Below are 23,897 nucleotides of genomic sequence, written 5' to 3'. Positions count from 1 at the left end.
GCTCGTTAGATAGTTGAGACGCCCCTGCTAACTGACAACTAAAGCCAGAAAGCGTGCTTATGCCGGTTTCTTAGTTGCAGCCTTTTTAGTGGTTGTGGTGGCATTGAGCCGGCTGGGGTTATCGGCCAGAAACTTGCCCCAGCTTTTGCTGCCGGCCTGCACGTTGTTGCCCTTCTGGTAGTGATGGCAGAGCGCTACCGACAAGGCATCGGTGGCGTCGAGAAACTTACTGGCCTCGGCAATGGGCGGCAGGGTGAGGGTTTGGCGCAGCATGTGGGCCACCTGCTCCTTGGTGGCTGCGCCCGAACCCGTTACGGCCTGCTTTACCTTGGTAGGGGCATACTCCACGTAGGGAATCTGGCGGCTGAGGGCAGCGGCAATGGCCACCCCCTGGGCCCGGCCCAATTTGAGCATACTCTGCACGTTTACCCCGAAGAATGGGGCTTCAATGGCCAGCTCGTCGGGTAGGTACTCGTCAATCAGTTCGAGCATGCGGTCAAAAATCCGCTTTAGCTTTACGGCGTGATTCGACCCCAGCGCCTTCATATTGATAACGTCGTAGCACAACACGTCGACGCGTTGGCCGCGCACCTCAATCAGGGCGTAACCCATAATCTGAGTGCCCGGGTCGACGCCCATGATAATCTTGGGCAGCAGCTCGATAGCAGGAGCGGGGCGGGGACGAAGGGGAGCAGCCAAAACGAGGGAGGAGAGTGGGAAGCGGGAAGCGAAGAAAGTGCAGCAGGAAGTAGGCTTCCTTTGCAAAGCTACGAAGGGGCCAAGGCCTTGGCAGCGGCGGGCAGTGCTTTGCCGCCGCATTTCTCAAGTACAAGGCAAAACGAGCCCGGAAAAGGTCCCGCTTCTCCCAAAGGGGGGCGCCTAGTGTTCTGGGGCAAAGTGGTGGTGACCCTGCTCACGCTGGGCCTGCTTTACAATTCTATTTTTGCGGCGCCCGACACGGCCGCGGCGTGGCGCACGCTGCTGGCCACCACGCTGGGCGGAGCCGGGCGCACGCCCGTGCTGCTGGCCCTGGCCCTGGTGCCCGTCAACTGGGGCCTGGAGGCGTGGAAGTGGTACCGCCTGGCCCGGCACCTCGAGCCGGTTACCTACGGGCGCAGCTTGCGGGCCGTGCTGGTGGGCCTCACCCTAGGCTTTGCCACGCCCAACCGCGTGGGCGACTACGCCGGCCGCATCATCGAGCTAAAAAGCCGCCGGGTGAGTGCGCTGGGCGCGGTGTTTCTGGGGCGCTACTGCCAGCTGGTGGCCACGGTGCTGGCCGGTGTGGCGGGGCTGCTCTACTTTGTGCTCCGGTTTTATTTGCGGGGTTATCCGGCGGCCGGGCTGGGCGTGGGAGTATCGGCGCTGCTGATTGGCGCGGCGGTGCTGGTGCCGCTGTACCGGTCGCGGCTGCTGTTAGCGGCTCTGGGGCTGTGGCGGCCTCTGCGGCGGTTTAGGCCGGCCTTGGCCATAATGCCAACGTATCCGGCGCGGGCGCTGCATGCGGTGCTGGCCATTTCGGGCCTGCGCTACGCCGTGTTTTGTGCGCAGTTTTTGTTGCTGCTGGCAGCCTACGGGGTGGCCGCGCCCCTGGGGCCTGGCTTGGCCGCCGTGGCCGGCACGTTCCTGATGAAGTCGCTGGTGCCCTCGCTCAACGCCCTGGCCGATGTGGGAGTGCGCGAGCTGTCAGCTACCCACTTGTTTGGGCTGTTGGGCCAGCCGGCGCTGCCGGTGCTCAGTGCCAGCCTGAGTTTGTGGGTAATCAATATTGCGCTGCCCAGCGCCGCCGGGCTGCTGCTAGTGCCGGGGCTGCGGGTGCTGCGCGACAAGCGCACCGGACGATGACGGCGGCAGTAGGAATTGCCCTGCTGGCGCTGCCGGTACTATATGCGGCGCTGATGGGGTGGCTGCGCGGCGGCTGGACGAAAAATGAAGCCTCGGGAGCTCAGGAATCACAAATGAAGGCTGCCGAAGTAGTGGCTGAAATATCTGCTTCGCTGCCGCTGTTCTCCATTCTCATTGCTGCCCGCAACGAAGCTGCTAACCTGCCCTGCCTGCTCCAGGACCTGGCGGCCCAAATGTTGCCCCCAGCGCAGTTCGAAGTCCTTATTGCCGACGACCACTCCACCGACGCCACGGCGGCGCTGGTAACTGCTGCGGTTCAGGGAGCCCGTTTTTCGTTGCGCCTCGTCTCGCTGCCAGCCGCCCAAACCGGCAAGAAAGCCGCCTTGCTTACCGCCTTGCAACAAGCCCGGGCCCCGTGGTTGGTGTGCACCGACGCCGACTGCCGCCTCGGCCCCGGTTGGCTGGCGGCCTATGCGGCGCTTGTGGCCCAGCAGCCGCGAGCTAACTTCATCAGTGGCCCAGTGCTGCTCACGGGGCCGGCCAGCTTGCAGCACCTGCTTGTGGGGCTGGAGTTTGCGGGACTGGTGGGCGTGGGTGGCGCCTGCATTGCCCGCCAGCAGCCCACCATGTGCAACGGCGCCAATCTGGCTTACCGGCGCACGGCATTTGAGGCCGTTGGCGGTTTTGCCGATAACCTGCACGTAGCCAGCGGCGATGACGAGTTTCTGCTGCACAAAATCAACGCGGCCTTTCCCGGCTCGGTGCATTTTTTGAACCATTCGGCGGCCATAGCCCGCACGGCTGCCCCCGACACGCTGCGCGCCCTGCTGCAGCAGCGGGTGCGTTGGGCCAGCAAATGGCGGCATTACCAAAGCGCCGCCCCCAGCCGCCTGGCTTTGCTGGTGCTGGGCGCCAACGTGGCCCTGGCCGCCGGAGTGGGAGCGGGGCTGGCGTGGCCGGTGCTCTGGCCGTGGGTCGGCGCGGCGTGGTTCATCAAGCTGGGAGCCGATGCCTGGTTTTTGAGTTCGGTGCTGGGGTTTTTTGGTCACCGGAAGTGGCTATGGGGCCTCCTGCCGCTGCAGGTGCTATATGCGCCGTATGCGCTGGCTGTGGGGGCAGCGGGCTGGCGCGGTGGCTACCAGTGGAAGGGGAGGAGGGTGCGGTAGGCCCTGGCGAAGAAACAAGCCTTCTTTTTTGTCGAAAAAATGCGTCCCGGAGGCTTGGAAGGTAAATTTGCCGCATATATATTCCACTACACCTAGGACCTCATGCGCTTCAATTCGGTCGGTTTCGCACTCACGGTTGGTATGGCATTAGTAGTCGTACTCATGGGATTCACGTTGTTGAGCGCCGCCGGTTTGGTGGGCTTCTCTGCTGCCGACGTTCAGGCAGCGCGAATAGAATCAAGCAAACTACAGCCGCAAGACACCACTATGGCGCTCGTAAATGCTGGTTTGTCCCGCCCAGTGCTTTCGGAGGCAGAAGTTGCAGCAGTTGCTGCAGGAAGCGCGCTTTATACCAGCAATTGTGCGCAGTGCCACGCCGTGAATGAGGTAGTGGTGGGGCCGGCCTTAGCCGACATAGAGAAGCGTCGCCCGAAGTCCTGGCTAATTCCGTGGATTAAAAACTCCAGCAAAGTGGTAGCCAGCGGCGATGAGTACGCCGTGGCCATTTACAACAAGTATAGTAAGCAGCAAATGCCCTCCTTTGCCCTTTCCGACGAGCAGATTAACTCCATCTTGGCTTACATCGTTTCTCAAAGGGCATTACCGGTAAGCGCCGTGGCAGTACGCTAAAGCGGCCGCGGTGTGCAAGCTGCTTTGGAAGCAGAAGGAGTTAACCTGGCTCTTGACGAGTTGCATACTGATAAGAGCAGCACGGAAGCAATAGGAATGCAGGGCTTACATTTGCCCAACTACCTCTTTGCGCCCACAACCCCGTGACTGACCCCGAATTCGACCTGCTCGACGAACTGTACTTCGTTACCCCGTTCCGCACCTTGCTGGAAAAGACCGGCCTGCCAGCGGCTGACCTAGAGGGCCACTTGCGGACCTTGCTGGAGCAGGGCCTCATCCGCAGCTTCTGGCCCGACCCGGATACCGAGCTGGCCTACGAAACCACTTCGTTTGGCGCCATCGCCCGCGATGCTTCCTACCTGGCCTCGAAAGAAGGCCTGCTGCAGCACAACACCCGCTAAACGTGGCAACGGCAGTTTCCACGGTCGCGCCTACCCGGCCCAGCGCGAGTGCGGTGGCCCGGCCGCCGGGCTATTACGTACGCCAGCGCCTATGGCAAAACCGGCCGGCCGTGGCCGGGTTGGGGTTCATTGCCCTGTGCACCCTGGTGGCGTTGCTGGGCTACTGGGTACTGCCCGACAACTCGCCCAATGCCAACCACGGCTTCGTACAAATTCAGAAAGAGCGGCCCGGCCTGCGGGTGCTGCTGCTGCGCCAGCCCCTGGCCGATTCGGCCCGCGACAACCATGCGGCCGACAACCTCTTTGCCACTTGGCTGCGCGGCCGCGAGCCCGACGTACACGAAACCCCCATCGGCGGCTACGAATTCGCCGGTGATTCCATCATCCTCAAGCCCCTGAGCGAGCACTCGGCCGAATCCGGCCGGCTCCGGCGCCTAGCCCTGACCGACGTGGTGGGCCGCCCGGGTCCCCCGGCTGAACTACGAAAAGAAGTAGAAGAAAACCACCTCACCACCCGCAACTACTGGCTGGGCACCGACAAAGCCGGGCGCGACGAGCTAAGCCGTCTGCTGCTAGGCACGCGCATCTCGCTGGGCATCGGGCTGGTGGCAGTGCTCATCTCGCTGATGTTGGGCATGGCAGTGGGCGCCGTGGCCGGCTACTTCGGCGGCTGGGTCGACTCGGTTCTGCTCGGCGTCATGACCGTGGTGTGGAGCATTCCGGGCATCATGCTGGTCATTGCTATTTCGTTGGCGCTCGATAGCAAAGGCGTGTGGGTGACCTTTGTGGCGGTAGGCCTCACCATGTGGGTCGACGTGGCCCGGGTGGTGCGCGGCCAGATGCTCAGCCTGCGCTCGGCCACGTTTGTGGAGGCCGGGCGGGTGCTGGGCTTGCCCACCTGGCGCCTTATTGCTCAGCATTTGCTGCCCAACATGCGCGGGCCGCTCATTGTGCTGGCGACCAGCAACTTTGCGGCGGCTATTCTGCTCGAAGCCGGCCTAAGCTTTCTGGGGCTGGGTGTGCAGCCGCCCGCCCCTAGCTGGGGCCTCATGGTGAAGGAAGGCTATGACTTGCTGGGCACCGAGGCCGGGCTCTGGCTCACACTGCTGCCCGGGGCGGCCATTTCGCTGCTCGTGCTCAGCTTTAACCTCCTCGGCAACGGTCTGCGCGACGCCTACGACCCCAAAACGCCCGTGGCTGGTTAAATTTGTATCAATGTGCTCGTGTTCCGGGCACGTTGCTTACCTTGCTTTATGTCCTTAGCCACTCCTATTTCTTCTGTTGAGCCTTTGGCTGACTCTGCGGCCAGCCAAGCGGCGTATAATGAGCAAATCAAGCAGCTCAGGCGACAGCTGCTGCTCAAGCAGTTCGAGCTGGATACGGTGCTGGGCGTGGCGCACGACATGACGGCCCGGGACCACACCGTCGACGAGCTTTACCACATGCTGCGCCTCACCCTGCAGGGCCAGCGCAATGTGGTGCAGCTCCTTTTATTTGCGCTGGAAGAAGATGGCTTCCGGGTACGCGTGTCGCTGGGCTGCGACCTGGCAGAAGCCGAAAAGCTCACCCTTTCCGAGCACCTTACCCAAGGCGGGGTGACGCAGCCCCAGGCCGTGGAAGACTTGGCATTAGGCCCGGCCTGGGATAAGTACGAGCTGGTGATTCCCATTCTGCGCCAGAAGCGGGTGGCGGCCTACGTGTTTGTAGGCGGCTTGCGCAGCGACTTCGACCGGCATCAACTCATTCCGTTTCTGGGGTCGCTGGCCAATACTCTTATCGGCGCCGTGGAAAACCGCCGCCTGCAAGCCCAGCGCGTGGCAGATGCGGCCGTGCGCAAGGAAATTGAAATTGCGCAGGAGGTGCAGGCCATGCTCTTTCCCCGCACCCTGCCCAACGACAGCCACCTGTGCATAGAGCGCAGCTACGTGCCCCACACCGAAATTGGGGGCGACTATTACGACGTGGTGGAGATTGACGAGCATCGCCTGTTGCTGTGCGTGGCCGACGTGAGCGGCAAGGGCGTGCCGGCGTCGCTGCTGATGTCGAATTTCCAGGCCGGGCTGCGTACGCTGCTGCGCCAGGGCGTGGAGCTGGCAACCATTGTGCCCGAGCTCAACCACCTGCTATTTCGCAACTCCGGCGGCGAGAAGTTTATCACAGCCTTTCTGGGCATTTACGACCGCCGCAGCCGCCTCCTCCAATACGTGAACGCCGGCCACAACGACCCGCTGCTCATCACCGACAACACCGAAGTACAACTACTAAAGCACGGCACCGTCATGCTCGGCATCATGGAAGAGTTGCCCATGCTACGGGTTGGCGAGGTCGAGATTCCACCCCACTCGCTGCTGCTGCTTTACACCGACGGTCTCACCGAGGTATTTGACCGTGAGAACAACGAATTTGGTGAAGAAGGGGTGCTCGCTGTCTTGCAGCGCAACCGCTATCTGCCTCTGGCGCGACTGCACCAGGAATTGCTCAGGAGCATTGATGAATTTAGCTCGCAGGACTCGCAGTTCGCGGATGATGTGACCATTCTGAGCTGCCGGTTTAAGTAGGGAAAAGTTCCTTTTCAAGTAGGGACAATCCGAACAGCCAAATAGAACGTCAGGCTGAATAAGAACGTCAGTCATCCTGCGCTTGCCGAAGCATCTCTACCGCAGTACTAGAATTGATTAGTTGCGCAGTAGAGATGCTTCGGCAAGCTCAGCATGACGTTCCTTATGCTCACTGCTCACTGCTCACTGCTCACTGCTCACTGCTCACTGCCAGCCACGACTCGGCGCGCACCAGCAAGGCCAGGCACAGGAAAAACATAGGCCCAATCTTGTCGACCTCCACCAGCTCATTCAGGGTGAGGTGGAAGACGATGATGACAAAGGACAAGGACGCTGCCACTACCACGCGCCGCACCTCGGGCTGCTGCCGCGAACGGTGGTAAAGGCTTTCGGCCCGCAGCAAGGCAACCGTGACGAGGCTGATAAACAATAGAAACCCGGGGATGCCCTGCTCCGCCAGCTGCAGCAGGAAATAGTTGTGCGTCGTTGACTTTTCGGGGTTTTCGCTCACGTAGGTACGGAAGCTTTTCAGCGTATACCGCTTGTATTCGGGGTAAAAAGTGGCGGCCCCGCTGCCCACTAGGGGCTTTTCGGCAATCATGCGGGCGGCGGCCACCCAGCGGTAGACCCGCTCCATGCCCGATACGTCCTGGAGCTTGTAGGTGGCGGCGAGGTGCTTTTCGAAGTTGTGGCCGTTGAAAACCGTGCGCTCGTAATTGGGCGCAAACGCCATGTAGTTGTCGCCGCTGGCAATGTAGCTCACCGACAGCGCCAGGGTAACGGCGGCCGTGACCAGCACCACGCGCGTGAGGCGCAGCCGCATAATCAGATAAAACAAGCCGGCAATGGGCAGCGACAAAATGGACGCCCGTGTGTAGGAAGTGAGCAACCCAAACAGCAGAATACCCAGCCCCACCTGCCAGGCCAGGCGGGCACCGGCTTTGCGGGCCGCCTGCATGCCCAGCCATCCAAACGGCACCAGCAGCGCCAGCATGGTGGCATAAATGACATGGTTGCGGAAAAACGGGTGCAGCGCCCAGTTGATGCCCTGGAAGCTGAATCCTTTGGTGGCGTGGCGAGCGGCCACGTACAGCACACTCAGGCAGGCGCCGGCCACGTACAGCGCCACAAAGCGCCAGGTTTCGGTAGGCCGCCGCACTATGAGCAGCGTGCCCAGCAAAAACGGCACGAGGTACCATACCTTGGCAAGCAGGTATTTGAAGGATTTGACCTTGTCGACGGAAAAGGCGATGTCCACGGCGGTCCACAGAAACATCAGGCCCAGAAGGACCACCAGGGGGTGCGCCCACTCGCGCAGCGGCACTTGCCCGGTGCGCAGCAGCAGCGCCACCCCCACGCAGGCAGTGAGGGCAAGCATCAGCGGTTCGGAGGGAAAGTCCATTCGCAGGCTGCCCACCAGCCCGATTTCCTGGGTGAAGGGCAGTAGCGGAAACAGCACATAATACAGCCAGCGCCACTCTACCAGCGCCACCAGCACCCCCACGGCCAGCAGGCCCGGCAGCAGCAAGGCCGGCTGCTGGCGCATGGCGGCGGCGGCGCCACCCGCCAGCAGCAGCAGCACAAAGCCCATAAAAAGGAGCTGGGCACCGTCGAAGGAGCGCCGGAGTCGGTGCAGCAGCTCGTTCACGGGCGGGTTCACGCCGGGCGGGCGGCGCTGGGCCGGTTGTAGCGATAGAGTTCGAGCAGCGCCACAAACACCACCGAAAGCGCAAACGTCAGCAGCACCGAGCCCAGCACGATGAGCGTGCGCACGGGCTTGAACTTCCGGGTGGCCGGGTAGGCCTTTTGCACCAGATAAATGCTGGAGATACGCCCTTTGATGCTGAGCTCGGCCGTTTCGAACGCGGAGCGCGCCGCAATGAGGCGCTGCTGCAGGTCCATCACCCGGCTGGTAAACATGGTGAGCGAATCGGTGCCCTGCACGTAGCTCTCCAAGTTGATGACGTTGCCGCCGTCGGCGCGGGTCAGGCCGCGCAGGGCGCGGCGCAGGCCGGCCACGTCGCCGCCGCTGGCTTCGGCCTTACGCAGGGCCACTTCGGTTTCAATAATTTCCCTGGCCATGTAGCGGCCCTGCATTTCGAGGCCGTAGATGCCGTAGCGCTTGCGGGCTCCTACTAGCTCGCGGCGGCTGCGCTCGAAGCTGGTGCGGAGGTAGTCGTAGCGCTGGCGGTAGAGGTCGAGCACGGTGCGCCGGTTTTCCAGCGTCAGCTGCTGGTTGATGGAGTCGATGACGTGCACCATGGTGTTGGCGATGGCCGCCGCCAGGTTTTTATCTTCATCCATGAACGTGAGTTCGATAGCATCACGCTCGTTGTGTACGATATTGAAGTTGCTGCTGAACTCGCTCAGCACGTAGTTATCAGTGGCATCGTCGCCGGGCGTGCCGGCCTTGTAGTGCTTATGGAGGTTAAACTTATTGATGATGAGTTCAGCTACAGGCTGCGACTCGCCGATGGTGATGACGCGGTCCAGGTCTTCGGCCCGGCTGCTCAGTTCCAGCTTGCCGCGCGATTCCTCGTTTTCCTCCAGCAGCCGGTCAGGGTCAGCGGTTTGCGGGTTGGTCGGAATAAAAACAGCTGTTGAGCGGTACACATTGGGCAGCAGCAGCGCCACCACAATGCTCACCAGCGCGGCGAGTGCCACAGCCCCGGCCACGAAGATTTTCCAGCGGTTGATAATGGGCCCGAGGCCCACCAGCGAGAAAGAAGGTGCAGACATAAAGAGAAGAAAGCCACCAGCCCCGCCATCGAAATTGCTTGGGCAGGAAGCGGGAAGGTGGCGGGCAAAGATAGCCCGAAATTAGCCCCACGCGGCCAATACGGCGGCTGCCCCGGCGCGATGCGTAGCTTTGCGGTTCCTGCACTTGGCGCAGTTGTTTATTCGGAATCTAGCGACCTCTTCGGCATCAAACGGTTTTTTGGCAATATCAGCTTCGTCGTCCTGCTCAACCTGTTGGTGAAACCCGGCTGGGTGGTGGTCGAAAACCTGGTGCAGGACCGTCTGGGGCACGCCTCGTTTGGCCTCATCACGGCCCTCTCGGCGCTCACGCTGGTGGTGGCCGCCCTTTCCGACCTGGGCCTCACGCCCTATTCGGTGCAGCGGGTGGCCGCCGAACCCACCTTCATGGCCGAGACTTTTCCCACGCTGCTGCCCCTGCGTGGCGCGCTCAATGGCGTGGCGCTGGCTGCCATGGTGGGCGTAGGCTGGGCGCTGGGCTACCGCGGGGCCGAACTGCTCCTGCTCGGGGCCATCGGCATTGCGCTGCTGCTGACGCAGTACGGGCAGTTTTTGCGCGGCACCCTGCAGGCCCACCAGAAGTTTAATACCGACGCCGTGCTCTCGGTAGTGGAGAAGTTTCTGCTGCTGGGCATGGTGCTGGTGCTCATTCCTATCGGGCTCACGCTGCCGCGCTACGTGGGCGTGCGCCTGGCCGCCGCCGCCTTCACCACGGTGGTGCTCTACGGGCTGATGACGCGGCTGTTTGGCCGCATAAAATACCGCTGGCAGGGGCCAGTGGCCCGCAAAGCCCTGCGTTCCAGCCTGCCCTTTGCCATGATGACGCTGCTTTACGGCATGAACGAGCGCATCGACATGGTGATGCTCGAACGCCTGGCTTCGCCCACCGAGGCAGGGTATTATGCCGGAGCCTACCGCTGGGTCGATGCCGTGATGATGTACGCCTGGACGGTGCTGCCGCTGTTTTTTGCCAAGTTTGCCAGTGTTTCTCGCGATGCGCCGGCCCAGCGGCAGCTGCTGTGGTTTGGGCAGCGGGTACTCACGCTGCCGCTGTTGTTTGTGGTGGCCTTCGTGCTGTTTCGGGGCGAGGTATTGTTTTGGCAGTTCAGTCACAGCACCCCCACTGAAATTGCGCGCATGACGTTGTGCCTGAAGATATTATTTGTCAACGTGCTGGTGCATGCTTTCTTCGCCATTTATAGCACGCTGCTTACCAGTACCATGCACGAGCGGGCCGTGAGCTGGCTGGTAGCCGGCAGCATCGCCCTCAACGTGGGCCTGAACCTGTTTTTCTTGCCCCGCTACGGCGCCGTAGCGGCCTCGCTCGACACATTGCTGTGCGCAGTGGCAGTGTCGGTGGGCTATTTGGTACTGGTGGCGCGGCGCACGGGCGTGGGGGTGCCGTTTCGGTTATTGGCCAAGCTGCTGCTGGCGTTTGGCCTGCTGTGCGGTACGTGGCACATGCTGCAGTACGGCTTGAATAGAACGCTGAGCTGGTGGCTGGAAGCTGGGGTGATGGCGGTTGTTTTCGGGCTGATTGTGTTGGGAACGGGGCTGGTGCGTCGTAGTGAAATTCTGAGTCTGAGGCGCAAAGGTTGAACGACTAGCTCCCTTCTTATTCAGGGAGGGAATATTTTCGCGCAGCGAAAGTGGGGGTGGTTAGACCCGTTGCACGATACCCGAACGATTCTGCTGCGAGTCGTTCGGGTATCGTGCAACGAGTCCAACCACCCCAGCCAGCGCTTCGCGCCGGCGTCCCCTCCTTGATAAGGAGGGGAGTTTTGGTTGCTTAATCTCCTGCCTTCCTTTCCTTCCTTTCGTGCACATCGCCGTCAATACTCGTTTCCTGCTTCCGGGCGACCACCTGGAGGGCATCGGCCGCTTCAGCTACGAGACGCTGAGTCACTTGGTAGCCCAGCACCCGGAGGTTACGTTTCATTTTCTGTTCGACCGGCCCTACGATGCGCGGTATTTATTGGGGCCCAACGTGGTGCCGCACGTGCTGTTTCCGCCGGCGCGCCACCCTTTTCTCTACGTGGCGTGGTTCGAGGGCGCGGTGGCGCGGTGGCTGGCCCGGCACCAGCCGGCAGCCTTTCTCAGCCTCGACGGGCACACCACGCTCAACACCCGCGTGCCCCGCGTCACCGTAATGCACGACCTCGCCTTCGAGCACTTTCCGCTCGATGTGGGACTGCTACAGCGCAAGTATTACCATTGGTTCATGCCCCGCTTTGCCCGTGCTTCCGAGCATGTGGTGGCCGTGTCGGAGGCCACCAAGGCCGATATTGCAAAGACTTATAGCATTCCGGTCAGTAAAATCAGCGTGGCCTACAACGCGCCGGCGGCTTTCTTTCGGCCCCAGGCCGAGGAGGCCCAACGTGAAACGCGGCGGCGCTTCAGCCATGGGCAGCCCTACTTTTTGTTTGTGGGGGCTTTGCAGCCGCGCAAAAATCTGGGCAACCTGCTGCGCGCCTTTGACTCATTTAAAACGACGGGCGGTCCGGCCGTGGCCCACGCGCAGCTGCTCATCGTTGGGCGCAAGGCCTGGAAGGCCGGGCCCATTCTCACGGCCTACCAGCAGATGCGCCACCAGGCGGACGTGCATTTCACGGGCCGCGTGGCCGACCCCGAGTTGGCGGCCCTGTATGCCGCAGCCCGGTCCACGGTGTACGTTCCTTATTTTGAGGGATTTGGCATTCCCATTGTGGAGGCCCAGGCCAGCGGCTGCCCGGTGCTAACGTCTAATCTAAGCTCCATGCCCGAAGTGGCAGGGGCAGGCGGGGCGGTTTTGGTTGACCCCAACAGCACGGAGGACATTGCTGGCGGGCTGACGCGCCTGTGGTTCGATGCCGATTTGAGCCAGCAACTAGTGGCCCAGGGGCACCAGAACCTAAGCCGTTTTTCGTGGGCTGCAAGTGCGGAGGTGCTTTGGGCAGCCCTCACGGCTGTGTGCAAATAAGCAAGTAAGCCGAAGCCGAAATCAGGAGCCAGCCGACCATTCTTTCTTATTCTTTCTTCCTCATGGTGCGAAGCTGTACTTTTGCCCAAACCTATGGCTCGTTCGCACCCCTACAACTTCACGCATGTGCTGCTGCCACAGCTGGCCTGGCGCCGCCCCGGCTCGGTACGGCGCGAGCTGAGCGACCCCTACCTGGCCCGCGAGCTGTTGTTGTATGTGTGGGAAAAAGCGGCCGAAGGCTTGGCTCCGGCCGAAAAGGTAGTGGCCAAAGGCCTGCGCATGAGTTGGCACGAAGTAGCTGGCCGGGCCACGGCGCTGTTTCACCTGCCGCTGCCCCAGGCCACCATGGAAGCGTACTATTCTGCCCTGGTGTATGAGGGCGACGACGACCCCGAAGCTGATGACGTGCGCCCTCGTTACTTCACCCTAGAAGCCACGCTGGGCCTGAGCAGCGCGGCCGGCACACCCACTATGGTAGGGGAGTGGTCGGGCGAAGTGCACCGGCACCTGGGCCGTGGCCCCGCTGGCGGTCAGCCCGAAACTCATTTGGCTTTCCTCGAAACCCTGGCCCTGGTGCTGGGCCCGCTGCCCGATAAGGGAGAGCCCTACATGCGCGTGGTGCGCTCCTGATGCCGATGCGTGCCCGGCTAGATGCGGCCTTACTCACGCGCCCGCCCCGGCTGCTGCACGCCCTGCTGCCCGGCTGCGAGTGGACCGGCCCGCGCACTACGCCCGCCGGGGCCCCAGTGGTGTACCTAACGTTTGACGACGGCCCCATTCCCGAAGAAACGCCTTGGGTGCTGGAGCAGTTGGCAGCGTTCAATGCGCGCGCTACGTTTTTTTGCGTGGGCGAGAACCTGGCGCGCTACCCCGACATTGCCCGCGCAACCCTGGCGGCCGGCCACCGCCTGGGCAACCACACCCACCAGCACCGCAGCGCCTGGGGCACCACCCGCGCCGACTATTCTCAGGGCATTGCCGATTGCCAGGAGGCACTGGCAGCCGTAGGGTTGAGTCTCAGCCAGGAAAATAAGGTCCCCACCATGCTCTTTCGGCCGCCCCACGGCCGGCTTACCTGGCCCTTGCTGCATGCCCTGCGCCCCCAGTACCGGGTGGCCATGTGGTCGGTCCTGACCCGGGACTATGACCCAGACCTCAGCCCGGAAAATTGCCTGCGCTTTACCTTGGCCGCGGTGCGGGCCGGCGATATCGTGGTGTTTCACGACAGCCGGAAGGCCAGTGCCCGGCTGCGGTTTGTGCTGCCGCGGCTGCTGGCGCACCTGGGCGCGCAGGGCTATCAGTTTGTCACGCTGTGAGCGAGCTGGGGCTACTCATTGCGCTAGGCTTTCTGGCCATTTGGCTGCTGGGCATGGCATATGCGGCCTGGTGCTTTGCCACCCGCCGCGGAGCCAAGCCCGCCGGAGCGCTGCCTGTCCCGCTGCCCCGCGTGAGCGTGTTGATTGCGGCCCGCGACGAGGCCGCCGCCCTGCCGCGCTGCCTGGCCAGCCTGCGGGCCCTGCACTACCCGCCCGAACTGGTTGAGGTGCTGCTGGGCGACGATGCCAGCTCCGACGGCACGGCTGCGGTAGCTGCCGCCGCCATGCAGGACTATAAGGGGCAGTTTCGGGTCACAACCATTACCGCAACGTTGGGCGAAGCCCGCGGCAAAGCCAATGTGCTGGCCCACTTGGCCAGATTGGCGACCTCAGAATACTTCTTCATTACCGACGCTGATATCAGCGTGCCGCCAACCTGGATAACTGGCTTGTTGGCTCATGCTGGGCCGGGTGTGGGCACGGTCACGGGCATCACGGCGGTGGAGGGGCCTCGGCTGTTTCATCGGCTGCAAGGCATCGATTGGTTGTTGTCCCTGAGCATGGTGCAGGTGGTGAGCGACCTGGGCCGGCCCGTGACGGCCATGGGCAACAACATGCTCGTGAGCCGTGCCGCCTACCAAGCCACGGGCGGTTATGAAGCGCTGCCCTTCTCCGTCACCGAGGATTTTGCCTTGTTCAAAGCCACCCTGGAGCAAGGCTACAGCTTTCGCAACGTGTACGCGCCCAAAACCCGAGCCGACTCATTGCCCATTTTCACCTGGGCGGCCCTCATGAAGCAGCGCCGCCGCTGGCTGAAGGGGGTGGAGGCGCTGCCGCTACGCCTGCGTCTGGAGCTGCTGTTCTTCAGTGGGTTTTGGCCGGCATTGACGGCTGTGGCAGTGGCTGGAGGGGGGTGGTTAGCTGTGGGAATTTGGGGGTTGAAGGTGCTGGTGCAGGGCACGTTGGCTCATTGCGCTCACCGTCGGGCCGGGCTGCGGCTTGCGTGGCACCTGCTGCCTTTGTTTGAACTGTACACAATTGGGCTAACCATAGGCTTGGTCGGCTACCGGATGCTGGGTGGCGGGGTGGTCTGGAAGGGGCGGCGCTACGATTAAACGTACGCGCGGCTCTAGGCGAAGTAGGTGAGTTCGGCCAGCAGAAGGCGGTAGGCAAGGGCAAACGCGGTCCGGCAAAGCTGGCCTCGGCCAGGCAAAGTAGGGCGCTACTTAGCATTGCCGTCGGCTTTGGACGTAGAGCTGTCCGAATCGTGGAGCATGTCGAGCAGCTGCTGCTTCTCACGCTGACTCAGGATTTCTTCCACCATAAAGGAGACCAGCGCTGTGGGCGAATTGTCGAAGTATTGCGTGAGCATGCGCTTGAGGCTGGCCGCCCGGTACTCCGTTTTGCTGATGAGGGGGAAGTACTCATGGGTCTTGCCGTAGGCTTTGAAGCCCACGTAGCCCTTGCGCTCCAGTATGCGCACCACCGACGACACAGTGTTGTAGGGCGGCTTGGGCTCATCAGGCAGCTGGTCGATAATGTCCTTCACGAAAGCTTTCTTTAGCTTCCAGAATACCTGCATGATGCGTTCTTCGGTTTTGGTTAATTCTTCCATGCTTCAAAAATTTAACTGATAATTACGTTACATAACTGACAAATAAGTTATGTAACGTAATTATCAGTTCGGGGCCCATTCCGGCTTGTAATTGAGGATTCGTGCCGAAAAATTCGTGTTTGGTCCGCTTCCAACCCGACCTTTGCCGCACCATGCACATCACCGATTCCCACGCCCATCTCTACTCCGAACAGTTTAAGCCCGACCGGCTAGATGCGCTGCGCCGCGCCCAGGAGGCCGGCGTGCGCACCATTGTGATGCCGAATGTAGACCACAGCAGCATCGACGCCATGCTGGAACTGGAAGCCCAGGCGCCGGAAACCTGCTTTGCCATGATGGGCCTGCACCCGTGCTCGGTTACGCGGAGCTTCGAGCAGGATTTGTATGAAGTAGAAACCTGGCTGGGCCGTCGTCCCTTTGCGGCGATAGGCGAGGCCGGGCTCGATTTATATTGGGACAAAACCCTGCTGCCTCAGCAGCAGGAAGCCCTCCGGATACAGCTGCAGATGGCCAAGCAGCACCAACTGCCCATCGTGCTGCACACCCGCGAAGCATTCACCGAAACTGCCGACTTGGTGGAGGCCACCCAGGACGGAACCCTGCGCGGAGTGTTCCACTGCTTCTCGGGCACGCCCGAGGAAGCCGAGCGCGCTATCAAGTTGGGCTTTATGCTGGGGATTGGGGGCGTGGCCACGTTCAAGAACGGCGGCGCCGATAAAGTGCTGCCCGGCATTGGCCTGGAACATTTGCTCCTGGAAACCGACTGCCCGTACCTGGCGCCCGTGCCGCACCGCGGCAAGCGCAACGAGCCGGCCTACTTGCCGCTGGTACTGCACCGCGTGGCCCAGCTGCTGGGCAAGGACGTGGAGGAAGTGGCGGAGGCCACCACGCGCAACGCCGCGGCGCTGTTCAACCTTTAGCGCGACCATGCCCTAGCTGAAAAGGCGTTACGCGCCCGGTTTTACGCCCGCTTCCAGCCTGTTTAGCAGGGCTTCAATCTGGGCAGCGAAGGCATTGATTTGGTCGAGACCGGCACGAGATTCTTCGATTTGACCGCGGCTGTAACGGGTTGCCAGCTCCTTCCCGGTCTGCAGCATCTGCTGAACCAAGTGCTCCAAGTCACGCACTTCGGCCGAAGTTTGGAGAGCCGGTTTAAGGGTGGTCTGTATCCACTGTCCGAGCGGGTTGTCGCGAATAGAAAACAACTCCGGCTCCGCTTCCCGTACCCCGTAGAGCACCGAGCGCAGCCGCGACTTAAACAACACCTGCTTCACGCGGGCTTGCTGAAAGTCGAAAGAAGTGAGGGCCATGCGAGAAGGGAAAGCGGGTAATGCGGGAAAAACAGCGGTTGGATTGGAAGCGGGCGCTTATGCTGCGGAACCAGAGCTGTTGCGCTGGCGCTCCAAAGCCTGCCGGGCCAATACCAGCTCGGTTACTTCAAAGGCAAAAGCCATGATGCCGGCCGGCTGGCCCTGCTCGCGGAACTGCTGGTAGATGAAGTTGAAATAGGCATCGTGCAACTGCCCGCTGTCGTCGCGCCCCAGCTTCACGTTCATCTCATCGCCATGAAAGGTTTCGCCGGTTTGGTACACCTTGTCGAGCAGGTCGATGATGCCTTGCTCCTTGATTTCGGGCAGGGCCTCGGCCACGGTGAGGCCTTGGAGCTGGCGGTGTGGGAAAAGCTGTTGGTACACCGGGTTCACAAACTCGAAGCGGTGCTCCGGGCCGCGCAGAATGGAAATCATGGCCGGGGCCTGCATGAACAGGTTGTGGAAAGTCTCACGCTGGTTTTCGGCTTTTTGGAACTGCTCATAGGCCTGTTCGGCCAGCAGGTTCTGTTGCTCGTTGGCTTCGAGCAGCTCCTGCACCATCAGGCGCTGCTCGTGAATTTCGGTGGCGCCGCCCACCCACAGGTCAACGACACCGGCATCGTCGTGGCGGGGCGTGGCGCGCGCCAGAATCCAACGGTACTGGCCATCGTGGCGGCGCAGGCGGTATTCTACCTGATAGGAGGCGCCAGTTTCTACCGAGTGCTCCCAGGCGCGCAGCACCCGCTTCTGGTCGTCGGGGTGAATGTTGTCGGTCCACTGATAGCCCGTTTCTTCGGACAGGCTGCGGCCGGTGAACGCCAGCCAGCGCGGGTTGAAGTAGTCACGCTGCCCATCGGCCGTGGCCGTCCAGATGAACACAGGCAGGTTGTCGAGCACAAAGCGCGTGCGTTCCTGCGCTTCGGCCAGCGCCTGCTGAGCGCGGGCGGCTTCCTGGGCAGCGAGGTACTGCTCGGTCACGTTTTGGGTGCGCTGCAAAATGTACTGCAACTGGCCCCGCTCGTCGAGCACGGGGTAGTGCGTGGCCTGCCAGTACATTTCCTCGAAGCCGCCCTGCTAGGTGGGCCTGGCCAGGTCGTAGCGGATGATGGGCATGGTGTGCGGCTCCAGATGCTGCCGCACGTGCTCGTGCGACTCGGCAATGATGTTGCCCTGGTTCTGGTCGACGGACGGGTAGGCCTCGAATAGGTTGCGGCCGATAATGTCTTCCCGCGGCTTGAGCGTCGCCGCTGCATGGCTGTCGGTGTTGTCCAGAATGGTGGAATCCGGCGACATGAGCAGCAGGTTGTTGGGCAACGAGCGGAACAGGTGTTGGTAATCGACAGCAGAATCGAGAGCGGACATGGCGGGAATAAGCGACAAGTGGGCCACAGCGGGCCGTTTGGGGAAAGGGCTGGAAGCAAGCGTGTTCAAAAACCGGCCGCCGCAAAGCTACTAAACACGGGCAGATGGCTGCCTGCCGTGCCGAGAACTGGGTAATAAGGCAAGCAGCCGCGGAGAGTCGCCCATTTTTGAAAATCTTCGTCTGGAGGCGCCGACGCTTCGTCCGGACCTTTCGACGGTTCGGCAACAATAAGGTGAAAGCGGGTAGCCCCGGTCGTCACCTTTGAACCACTACTTACCTGCTGGTTCTCATGAAAACGACGCTACTCTTGTCCATGTTGCTGCTGAGCTTATCCCGCCCCGCCGCTGCCCAAATCACCGCTTCAACTCCTTATCTCAGCCCCTCGGGCACACCTATTTCCGGCACGGTGCGCGACGCAGCCGGCCACGCACTGCCCGGCGTGAACGTCTTTCTGAAAGGTTCGTTCGATGGTGTCAGCACCGATTCGTTGGGCAAGTTCAGCTTCGATACCCGCCAAACGGGCAGCATGACCTTGGTGGTGGCCTACATCGGCTACGAGCCCCAGGAATTGCCCGTTGCGCTGGGCCAGGGCCCCATTGCCCTGTCCAGCATCAAGCTGAAAGCGTCCCGCGCCGCTCTCGGCGACGTGGTGGTGACGGCCGGCGCCTTCGAGGCCAGCGACGAAAAGCGCAGCAGCGTACTCAACTCGCGCGATGTGCTCACCACGGCCGGTGCCCTGGCCGACGTGGCCGGCGCCCTCAACACCCTGCCCGGCACCAGCCGCAACGGCGAGGAAGGCAAGCTGTTTGTGCGCGGCGGCGCGGCCGGCGAAACCAAGCAGTTCATGGACGGTCTGCCGCTGCAAAGCCCGTACTCGGCCAACGTAAGTGGCTCGCCGGCGCGGGGCCGGTTTTCGCCCACCATGTTTAAAGGCACCATTTTCAGCACCGGCGGCTACTCGGCCGAGTACGGGCAAGCCTTGTCGGCGGCGGTGATACTGAACTCGACCGACCTGGCCCCCGAAACCCAGACCGGCATCACGCTGCTCTCGCTGGGGCAGGTTGGCCTCTCGCAAACCCAGCGCTGGGAGCGGGCTTCGGTGGCCGTGACCGGCGACTACATGAACATGCAGCCCTACTTCGGCGTGATTCCGCAGCAGATGCTCACGGCCCACGAGACGATGAGCACCTCGGCCTCTTACCGGCAGCGCACCGGCGAGGGCGGCATGTTCAAGGCCTATGGCGTCGTGAGCAAGTCGCATAGCGGCGTGCGCACGCCGGCCGTAGGCTGGGAAAACGGCCAGCCCGTGGACCTGCGCAACAACAACACTTACCTGAACACCAGCTTCCGCAGCCACCTGCGCGGCGGCTGGAGCGTGAACACCGGCCTGGCCGCCACCCGCGACGAGCAACGCGTGAATCTGGGCGTGCAAGCCGGCGCTTCTACTGTCAACAAGGTACACGAGCTGGAGCAGTCCATAGTAGGCCGCGTGGTGCTCACCAACGACTCGGTGGGCACCTATTGGAACCTGAAAGTAGGCGCCGAAGGCCTGGGCCAGCACTTTGCCCGGCAAGTGCAGATGAACCGCGAAGGCCAGGGAACCGCCCTGCCCCACCGCGCTTTCGACGAGCAGCGCGCCACCGGCTTTGCCGAGGCCAACATCTCATTTACCAGCCAGCTGGCCGGTCGGGTAGGGGCCCGGGCCGAATACTCCGCCTTACTCAACCGCTGGAACACCGCCCCGCGCTTGGCCCTGGCCTACCAGCTCAACGAAGACAACCAGGTATCCGCCGCCTTCGGCCACTTCTACCAAACGCCCGCCAACGACCTGCTGCTCTCCGGCCAGTACAGCCCCGCCCTGCGCTTCGAGCGCGCCGACCACTACCTGCTCACGTACCAGAGGCTCACCAGCCTCCGCACGCTGCGGGTGGAGGGCTACTACAAAGACTACCGCCATCTGCTGCGCTTCGACGCCGCCCAGCCCCACCGCCCCGGCACCTACCAGAGCACCGGCCACGGCTACGCCCGCGGCGTGGATTTCTTCTTCCGCGACCGCAAAAGCGTGCCCAAACTCGACTACTGGGTAAGCTACGGCTTGCTTGACACAAAGCGCCAGCAGCGCATCGCCCCTGCCGTGGCCATGCCCTCGTTCGCCTCGCGCCACAATATGTCGGTAGTGGGCAAGTACTGGTTCAATAAGCTGCACACGCTGATGGGTGCCACTTTCAACTACAGCAGCCCGCGCCTTTCCTACGACCCCGCTTTCCAGGCCTTCCGCACGCCCAGCTACCAGGAGTTCAGCATGAACCTGAGCTACGTTACCACCATCCGGAAGAACTACACCATCGTGCACGTGTCGTGCTCCAACCTGCTGGGCCGCGAAAACGTGTTCGGCTACCGCTACGGCGCCGCGCCCACCGACCAGGGCAGCTACCAGCGGGTGCCCGTGATGCCCTCGGCCCCGCGCATGGTGTTCGTGGCGCTGATGATTTCCATTAACAAAGCCCGGCCGGCGGATACGAATGTGGCACCGGAGTAGGACGGAGCAGAACCTCCCTCAAGCCAGAGCCTTACCCCCTGGCCCCTTCTCCAAAAAAGAGGGGGCCAAACGATTCCGTGAGGTGCATTTCCAGTGCCCGCTCTTTTTTGGAGATGGGGACGGGGGGTGAGGTTGCGCCAGGGTACAGTCCCCGACACTTCATCCGCTTTATCTGACGCTTCGGTCACAGAAAATTTCAGACGCTTCGGCCGGCGCCCACCTTTGAATCATCAACCACGGCAAGCGCCGCTGCTGCCACTCCTCACGCTCACAGCCCCACATTTTCAACCACATTCTTCTCACTCGTTTTTCTTAACCGCTATGAAGAAGCACCTCATTTTCTTCGCCCTGGCTGCCACTTCGTTCTCGGCCGCTGCCCAGTCGCCTGCTGTAGCTTCGGCGGCCCGCCCAACTGCTGCTACTTCCGCCGCTGCCGCCCCAGCTGCCTACACCGACATGATGGCCGCCACCATCACGGAGCTCCATAGCACCGGCGACCCTGCCCAGCTCAAGCAGCTTGCCAGCAAGTTTGAGCGGGCCAGCACGGTGGTGCCCGCCGATTGGCACCCCTCGTACTACCAGGCCTACGCGTTGCTTATCAATTGCTTCACGAGCAAAGAAGACGGCGACGCCAAAGACAAAACCCTTGACCAGGCCGAGGTCGCCCTGGCCCGCGCCCGCAAGCTAGGCGGCGAGCCATCCGAGCTGCTCGTGCTGCAGGCCTACCTCTACCAAGCCCGCCTGGGCATCTCGCCCATGATGCGCTCCATGAAGTACTCGGCCCTGGTGACCGAAGCCCTGACCGAAGCCAAAAAGCTGAACCCCACCAACCCCCGCATATACTTGGTGCAAGCCAACAATCTCTACTACACGCCCAAGATGTTTGGCGGCGGGGCCGACGTGGCCAAGCCCTTGTACGAAGAAGGCAAAGTGCGTTTTGCCGCCTTCAAGCCCAGCGGCCCACTGGCACCCAACTGGGGCGAGCGCCAACTGCTGGGCCGCCTGAAGCAGTACGATGCTACCGCTGCTAAATAGCACGTAGCGCGCATTCGGCAGTTTGCTCCCCCGCACGATACCCAAACGTTGCGGAGAAGCGAACTGCAACCGAAGGTCGGCGTAGCCAGCGTTCGTGCTACGGTCGCAATTTGAGAAGCCCTAGCTTCGGCCCTTTTTTATAGCTTTAACCGTTCAATTCTGTCGTGTCGCCCGCCGTGTCTGCTGTTCCTAAATCTTCCGCTGCCCTTATGGAAGTACCATCGGCGGTGAAGTACCAGCCAATGACGGGAGGCTTCCAGCCCACTACCACGCGGCAAAGTATATTGAAAGCAGTCCGCATTATGCTGGTGCTTTCGCTTGTTATCAGCGTGTTGGTGAACCCCGGCGCTTTGCGCAGTTGGACGGCCTTCGCCATTACTTACGCCTATACGCTCATGTACAGCATGGGCCTGTGGCTGACCAATGGCTTCGTAGTAGAGTGGCTGAACCGCCGCTACACCTGGACGGTGCAGCCCGGCAGGCGCTTGCTGCTCACGCTGGCCGTGTCGTTGGGCGGGTCCATGCTCGTGATTCTGCTGATGAATGCCGTGCTGCTGGTTCTTCGCGGCAAGCCCGTGAGCCAGCTTTTTTCGCAGGAGATGTACTGGCCACTCATGCTGCCACTCATCATCACGGTCATCATCTCGCTGTTCAACCACAGCCGGGCGTTTTTCTACCATTGGCGCGAAGCCGCCGTGCGCGCCGAGCGCCTCGAAAAAGAAACCGCCGTGGCCCGCCTCGACTCCCTGCGTCGGCAGGTCGACCCACATTTTCTATTCAATTCCCTGAACGCGCTCACCAGCCTGGTCGAGGAAAACGACCCGTCCCGGGCCGTGCGCTTCATCCGCCAACTCAGCCAGGTATACCGCTACGTGCTCGACAGCGAAAGCCAGGAGCTGGTGCCGCTGGCCGACGAGCTGAAGTTTGCCGAAAGCTATTTATTCCTACAGAAAACCCGCCTAGGCAACGCTCTGGCTGTGGAAATGGATGTGGCTCCCACCGATGCCGCCCGGTATTTCGTGCCGCCCCTGGCCCTGCAATTGCTCCTGGAAAACGTGGTGAAGCATAACACTGCCTTCCAAAACGACCCGCTGCACCTGCGCGTGACTCTGAACGCGGCCGCCGGCACGCTCACCGTGCGCAACACCCTGCGCCCGCGCCGCCTCGCGCTAGGCGAGTCGTCGGGGCTGGGATTGAAGAACCTGGCGGCTCGCTACGCTTTTCTCTCCAGCAAGCCGCTGCAGGTTGGCGAAGAGAACGGTGAATTTGTAGTGGCCTTGCCGCTGCTGACGCTGTAGTAATTAATGAGCACGTCATGCTGAGCTTGTCGAAGCATCTCGCTCGGGGTCGTAAACCAATCGGTTGTTATGCAGAGCTTGCGAAGCATCCTCTCTCGTTCGGAAAAATCGTTGTGGCGTGAGAAGATGCTACGTAAGCTCAGCATGATAGACGCTTATCAACGAAGCGAGCGAGATGCTTCGACAAGCTCAGCATGACCGTTCTTTCCACAGTTTTTAACATTATTACCGTCTTTTCCTGTCCTATTTCTTCTCATTTTCTGCTTCCGTAAAACATGCCACTCCGCGCCCTCATCGTTGAAGACGAGCCCCTGGCCGCTCGCCGCCTTGCCGATATGCTGGCCCGCCAGCCCGAACCTGTGCAGGTACTCGGTACGGCCGAATCGGTGACGCAGGCGGTGGCTTTGCTTGATGGCGTGCAGCCCGCGCCGGACGTGCTGTTTCTCGACATTCACTTGGCCGACGGCCTCAGCTTTGAGCTCTTTGAGCGGACGGAGGTGCGCTGCCCAGTCATCTTCACCACTGCTTACGACCAGTACGCGCTGCAAGCATTCAAGGTGAACAGCGTGGATTACCTCTTGAAGCCCATTGACGAGGACGAGCTAACCGCCGCTCTGCGCAAGCTGCGCGAGCGGTCGTACCCGGTAGGGCTGCCCGCTGCCCAGCCCGCTGCGCCGGCCTTCGACCAGTCGCTGCTGGCCCAGCTGGTGCAGCAAATGCAGCAAACCCTGCCGGGCACGGCCACACCTGCCGCCAGCTACAAAACGCAATTTGTGGTGCGCGTGGGCGAGCACCTGAAAGTGGTGCCCCTCGACCAGATAGCCTACTTCTTTAGCCTTGAAAAGGCCACCTTTCTCCAAACCATCGAAGGGCGGAAATTCGTGGTTGACTACACCATGGACCAGTTGGAAGGCCTGCTCGACCCGCGTCGCTTCTTCCGCCTCAACCGCGCGTATCTGGCGCAGCAAACTGCCATTCAGGACATTATTCACTACACCAATTCCCGCCTGCAAACCGTGCTCAAGCCCGTGGCGCCCGACGCTCAAGTGCTGGTGAGCCGCGAGAAGGTGAACGTGTTCAAGAGCTGGTTGGATAGGTAGGGGGCGCC

23 protein-coding genes are annotated in these 23,897 nt (G+C 61.8%); 16 read left to right on the top strand and 7 right to left on the bottom strand.

The window, feature by feature from the left end; translation table 11 throughout:
* Positions 1-57: 57 nt before the first annotated feature.
* Positions 58-639 (bottom strand): crossover junction endodeoxyribonuclease RuvC, encoded by a 582-nt coding sequence (gene ruvC / locus ACP7AJ_RS10950; RefSeq protein WP_426060293.1) that lies wholly within the window; start codon positions 637-639, stop codon positions 58-60.
* A gap of 120 nt (positions 640-759) precedes the next feature.
* On the opposite strand from ruvC, the gene ACP7AJ_RS10945 reads away from it, so the two are divergent.
* The 6 genes from ACP7AJ_RS10945 (at position 760) to ACP7AJ_RS10920 (ending at position 6,597) form a co-directional block, all read left to right on the top strand.
* Positions 760-1,842 (top strand): lysylphosphatidylglycerol synthase transmembrane domain-containing protein, encoded by a 1,083-nt coding sequence (locus ACP7AJ_RS10945; protein WP_426060234.1) that lies wholly within the window; start codon positions 760-762, stop codon positions 1,840-1,842.
* Entirely contained in the window at positions 1,839-3,008 is a 1,170-nt protein-coding gene (locus tag ACP7AJ_RS10940; protein WP_426060233.1) for a glycosyltransferase, read from the top strand. Before ACP7AJ_RS10945 ends, ACP7AJ_RS10940 begins: the two co-directional genes overlap by 4 nt.
* A gap of 102 nt (positions 3,009-3,110) precedes the next feature.
* Positions 3,111-3,638 (top strand): c-type cytochrome, encoded by a 528-nt coding sequence (locus ACP7AJ_RS10935; RefSeq protein WP_426060232.1) that lies wholly within the window; start codon positions 3,111-3,113, stop codon positions 3,636-3,638.
* 143 nt (positions 3,639-3,781) lie between these two features.
* Positions 3,782-4,039, top strand: a complete 258-nt coding sequence (locus ACP7AJ_RS10930; RefSeq protein ID WP_426060231.1) for a hypothetical protein — start codon at positions 3,782-3,784, stop codon at positions 4,037-4,039.
* Between the two features lie 2 nt (positions 4,040-4,041).
* Entirely contained in the window at positions 4,042-5,244 is a 1,203-nt protein-coding gene (locus ACP7AJ_RS10925) for an ABC transporter permease (protein WP_426060230.1), read from the top strand.
* Between the two features lie 48 nt (positions 5,245-5,292).
* Complete coding sequence (locus ACP7AJ_RS10920) at positions 5,293-6,597, top strand: PP2C family protein-serine/threonine phosphatase (protein WP_426060229.1); 1,305 nt, start codon at positions 5,293-5,295, stop codon at positions 6,595-6,597.
* A 190-nt stretch (positions 6,598-6,787) separates the two neighbouring features.
* Here the strand turns inward: ACP7AJ_RS10920 and ACP7AJ_RS10915 are convergent, their stop codons facing one another.
* Positions 6,788-8,257, bottom strand: coding sequence for an O-antigen ligase family protein (locus ACP7AJ_RS10915; RefSeq protein WP_426060228.1), 1,470 nt, complete (start codon positions 8,255-8,257; stop codon positions 6,788-6,790).
* Positions 8,254-9,336, bottom strand: a complete 1,083-nt coding sequence (locus ACP7AJ_RS10910; RefSeq protein WP_426060227.1) for a hypothetical protein — start codon at positions 9,334-9,336, stop codon at positions 8,254-8,256. Before ACP7AJ_RS10910 ends, ACP7AJ_RS10915 begins: the two co-directional genes overlap by 4 nt.
* Positions 9,337-9,456: 120 nt before the next feature.
* On the opposite strand from ACP7AJ_RS10910, the gene ACP7AJ_RS10905 reads away from it, so the two are divergent.
* From ACP7AJ_RS10905 to ACP7AJ_RS10885, 5 genes are all read left to right on the top strand, one after another.
* Positions 9,457-10,953, top strand: coding sequence for a polysaccharide biosynthesis C-terminal domain-containing protein (locus tag ACP7AJ_RS10905; protein WP_426060226.1), 1,497 nt, complete (start codon positions 9,457-9,459; stop codon positions 10,951-10,953).
* A 220-nt stretch (positions 10,954-11,173) separates the two neighbouring features.
* Entirely contained in the window at positions 11,174-12,313 is a 1,140-nt protein-coding gene (locus tag ACP7AJ_RS10900) for a glycosyltransferase family 4 protein (RefSeq protein ID WP_426060225.1), read from the top strand.
* A gap of 93 nt (positions 12,314-12,406) precedes the next feature.
* On the top strand, positions 12,407-12,943 hold the full coding sequence (locus ACP7AJ_RS10895) for a hypothetical protein (RefSeq protein ID WP_426060224.1): 537 nt from the start codon (positions 12,407-12,409) through the stop codon (positions 12,941-12,943).
* Positions 12,944-12,948: 5 nt separating this feature from the next.
* Positions 12,949-13,629 carry a polysaccharide deacetylase family protein gene (locus ACP7AJ_RS10890; protein WP_426060223.1) on the top strand — a complete coding sequence of 227 codons (681 nt, stop codon included), beginning with the start codon at positions 12,949-12,951 and terminating at the stop codon, positions 13,627-13,629.
* Positions 13,626-14,744: a glycosyltransferase gene (locus ACP7AJ_RS10885; protein WP_426060222.1), complete on the top strand. Its 1,119-nt coding sequence runs from the start codon at positions 13,626-13,628 to the stop codon at positions 14,742-14,744. Before ACP7AJ_RS10890 ends, ACP7AJ_RS10885 begins: the two co-directional genes overlap by 4 nt.
* Before the next feature lie 107 nt (positions 14,745-14,851).
* Here ACP7AJ_RS10885 and ACP7AJ_RS10880 read toward each other — a convergent pair whose 3' ends face one another.
* A complete protein-coding gene (locus tag ACP7AJ_RS10880; RefSeq protein WP_426060221.1) occupies positions 14,852-15,244 on the bottom strand; it encodes a BlaI/MecI/CopY family transcriptional regulator in 393 nt (130 codons plus the stop codon).
* Positions 15,245-15,396: 152 nt separating this feature from the next.
* On the opposite strand from ACP7AJ_RS10880, the gene ACP7AJ_RS10875 reads away from it, so the two are divergent.
* Positions 15,397-16,164: a TatD family hydrolase gene (locus tag ACP7AJ_RS10875; RefSeq protein WP_426060292.1), complete on the top strand. Its 768-nt coding sequence runs from the start codon at positions 15,397-15,399 to the stop codon at positions 16,162-16,164.
* Positions 16,165-16,191: 27 nt separating this feature from the next.
* On the opposite strand, the gene ACP7AJ_RS10870 is transcribed toward ACP7AJ_RS10875, so the two are convergent.
* From ACP7AJ_RS10870 to ACP7AJ_RS10860, 3 genes are read right to left on the bottom strand one after another with little or no spacing between them, the layout of a single operon-like run.
* A complete protein-coding gene (locus ACP7AJ_RS10870) occupies positions 16,192-16,554 on the bottom strand; it encodes a hypothetical protein (protein WP_426060220.1) in 363 nt (120 codons plus the stop codon).
* Positions 16,555-16,611: 57 nt separating this feature from the next.
* The gene (locus tag ACP7AJ_RS10865) at positions 16,612-17,610 is read right to left on the bottom strand and encodes a PAS domain-containing protein (RefSeq protein WP_426060219.1); all 999 of its coding nucleotides are present in this window, start codon (positions 17,608-17,610) and stop codon (positions 16,612-16,614) included.
* Between the two features lie 18 nt (positions 17,611-17,628).
* Positions 17,629-17,916 carry a hypothetical protein gene (locus ACP7AJ_RS10860; protein ID WP_426060218.1) on the bottom strand — a complete coding sequence of 96 codons (288 nt, stop codon included), beginning with the start codon at positions 17,914-17,916 and terminating at the stop codon, positions 17,629-17,631.
* A gap of 290 nt (positions 17,917-18,206) precedes the next feature.
* Here ACP7AJ_RS10860 and ACP7AJ_RS10855 point away from each other — a divergent pair, with 290 nt between their 5' ends.
* The 4 genes from ACP7AJ_RS10855 (at position 18,207) to ACP7AJ_RS10840 (ending at position 23,889) form a co-directional block, all read left to right on the top strand.
* On the top strand, positions 18,207-20,456 hold the full coding sequence (locus ACP7AJ_RS10855; RefSeq protein ID WP_426060217.1) for a TonB-dependent receptor: 2,250 nt from the start codon (positions 18,207-18,209) through the stop codon (positions 20,454-20,456).
* A gap of 321 nt (positions 20,457-20,777) precedes the next feature.
* Complete coding sequence (locus ACP7AJ_RS10850; RefSeq protein ID WP_426060216.1) at positions 20,778-21,491, top strand: hypothetical protein; 714 nt, start codon at positions 20,778-20,780, stop codon at positions 21,489-21,491.
* 209 nt (positions 21,492-21,700) lie between these two features.
* Positions 21,701-22,789, top strand: a complete 1,089-nt coding sequence (locus ACP7AJ_RS10845) for a sensor histidine kinase (protein ID WP_426060215.1) — start codon at positions 21,701-21,703, stop codon at positions 22,787-22,789.
* Positions 22,790-23,064: 275 nt separating this feature from the next.
* Entirely contained in the window at positions 23,065-23,889 is an 825-nt protein-coding gene (locus ACP7AJ_RS10840; RefSeq protein WP_426060214.1) for a LytR/AlgR family response regulator transcription factor, read from the top strand.
* The last annotated feature ends 8 nt before the right edge of the window (positions 23,890-23,897 follow it).

This window comes from Hymenobacter sp. B1770 (assembly GCF_049896385.1).
Classification (GTDB): domain Bacteria; phylum Bacteroidota; class Bacteroidia; order Cytophagales; family Hymenobacteraceae; genus Hymenobacter.
The sequence above is the reverse complement of the archived record's forward strand: the minus strand, read 5'-3'. Positions and strand labels throughout refer to the sequence as shown.

Bases quoted from the DNA above. Each gene is read 5' to 3' on its own strand.
- ruvC (WP_426060293.1), bottom strand. From the start codon at position 639: ATGGGCGTCGACCCGGGCACTCAGATTATGGGTTACGCCCTGATTGAG.
- ACP7AJ_RS10905 (WP_426060226.1), top strand. From the start codon at position 9,457: ATGCGTAGCTTTGCGGTTCCTGCACTTGGCGCAGTTGTTTATTCGGAA.
- ACP7AJ_RS10890 (WP_426060223.1), top strand. From the start codon at position 12,949: ATGCGTGCCCGGCTAGATGCGGCCTTACTCACGCGCCCGCCCCGGCTG.
- ACP7AJ_RS10860 (WP_426060218.1), bottom strand. From the start codon at position 17,916: ATGTCCGCTCTCGATTCTGCTGTCGATTACCAACACCTGTTCCGCTCG.
- ACP7AJ_RS10840 (WP_426060214.1), top strand. From the start codon at position 23,065: ATGCCACTCCGCGCCCTCATCGTTGAAGACGAGCCCCTGGCCGCTCGC.
- ACP7AJ_RS10850 (WP_426060216.1), top strand. From the start codon at position 20,778: ATGAAGAAGCACCTCATTTTCTTCGCCCTGGCTGCCACTTCGTTCTCG.
- ACP7AJ_RS10895 (WP_426060224.1), top strand. From the start codon at position 12,407: ATGGCTCGTTCGCACCCCTACAACTTCACGCATGTGCTGCTGCCACAG.
- ACP7AJ_RS10920 (WP_426060229.1), top strand. From the start codon at position 5,293: ATGTCCTTAGCCACTCCTATTTCTTCTGTTGAGCCTTTGGCTGACTCT.
- ACP7AJ_RS10935 (WP_426060232.1), top strand. From the start codon at position 3,111: ATGCGCTTCAATTCGGTCGGTTTCGCACTCACGGTTGGTATGGCATTA.
- ACP7AJ_RS10870 (WP_426060220.1), bottom strand. From the start codon at position 16,554: ATGGCCCTCACTTCTTTCGACTTTCAGCAAGCCCGCGTGAAGCAGGTG.
- ACP7AJ_RS10940 (WP_426060233.1), top strand. From the start codon at position 1,839: ATGACGGCGGCAGTAGGAATTGCCCTGCTGGCGCTGCCGGTACTATAT.
- ACP7AJ_RS10910 (WP_426060227.1), bottom strand. From the start codon at position 9,336: ATGTCTGCACCTTCTTTCTCGCTGGTGGGCCTCGGGCCCATTATCAAC.
- ACP7AJ_RS10865 (WP_426060219.1), bottom strand. From the start codon at position 17,610: ATGTACTGGCAGGCCACGCACTACCCCGTGCTCGACGAGCGGGGCCAG.
- ACP7AJ_RS10880 (WP_426060221.1), bottom strand. From the start codon at position 15,244: ATGGAAGAATTAACCAAAACCGAAGAACGCATCATGCAGGTATTCTGG.
- ACP7AJ_RS10855 (WP_426060217.1), top strand. From the start codon at position 18,207: ATGAAAACGACGCTACTCTTGTCCATGTTGCTGCTGAGCTTATCCCGC.
- ACP7AJ_RS10845 (WP_426060215.1), top strand. From the start codon at position 21,701: ATGGAAGTACCATCGGCGGTGAAGTACCAGCCAATGACGGGAGGCTTC.
- ACP7AJ_RS10875 (WP_426060292.1), top strand. From the start codon at position 15,397: ATGCACATCACCGATTCCCACGCCCATCTCTACTCCGAACAGTTTAAG.